Source organism: Psychrobacter sp. 1Y4, from assembly GCF_051847555.1.
Window position 1 is genome coordinate 1 of record NZ_JBPYDE010000313.1, and the last position, 863, is coordinate 863.

Annotated in this window: 1 protein-coding gene; it reads right to left on the reverse strand. The window is 43.1% G+C overall.

The features are described 5' to 3' along the window. On the reverse strand, nucleotides 1-863 hold an 863-nt coding region (locus tag ACS8FC_RS16000), incomplete at both ends, for a DNA replication/repair protein RecF (protein ID WP_439297496.1).

Genomic DNA, 863 nt, shown 5'->3' on the forward strand with positions numbered 1-863 from the left:
ATCATTGAGCAGTAATGGTAGTTGTGATAAGCGTAGCGCAGTAATGAGCAGCTTTTTTTCACCGCGAGACAATACATTGGCGGCCTGCTCTTTTAAAGTTGGTAATTTAGCATTTACCTCATGGTTTGAGGACGCTGTATTTGTATTTGTCGCCTGACTATCTACAACATCATCAGACGGTACAGTATTATCAGAGCGCCAATGTACATGGATATCAGCGCGATGATTGCCTATACGGGTATATCCTAGCTGTAAATCCTGCTCTAATCGCTCATTAAGCTGTACATCAAGCGCGACATTAGTGTCATAGCCAGCGTTATAACTTAGGCTTAATTGCTCAGCATAAGACGGCAACAACTGCAAAACACTTTTGGCAAAATAAGGCTGCCATTCAGTAAATACTTGCTCACGATAATGATGTATCAACGCCGCATGATTACTCAGTCCTTTATCCCAAGACTTTAGCTCAGCTAGCTGGACTTGAGTCAATTGACGAGTCTTCTTTAGTAAACTATTGCGCTGTTTTAGAAGGCGTTGATAGGCGACCCACTGTGGGTGAAAACCTTGTTTCATGTGAAACACTAGCCAATCTAGTAGCTGGCGACGACTGGCACTGCCCTGCTCTAACATATCCATCGTTGAGGGATCTATCAGTAGCGTGGGTAGCTGCTCGGTCAATATGCTTTGATTGTAGACAGTAGCTTGATTAAGACGCAGAATGGTTGTCGCATCTGCTTGTTTTTGAATGGCTAGCGTACGACTGTCATTGAGTCTAGCATATACGGTAGTGTTGTTTTGATGATGTTGAATATAACGTTTTGGCTGGTGATGGCGAAAGCTCTTGCCTCTCGATAATAAGAATA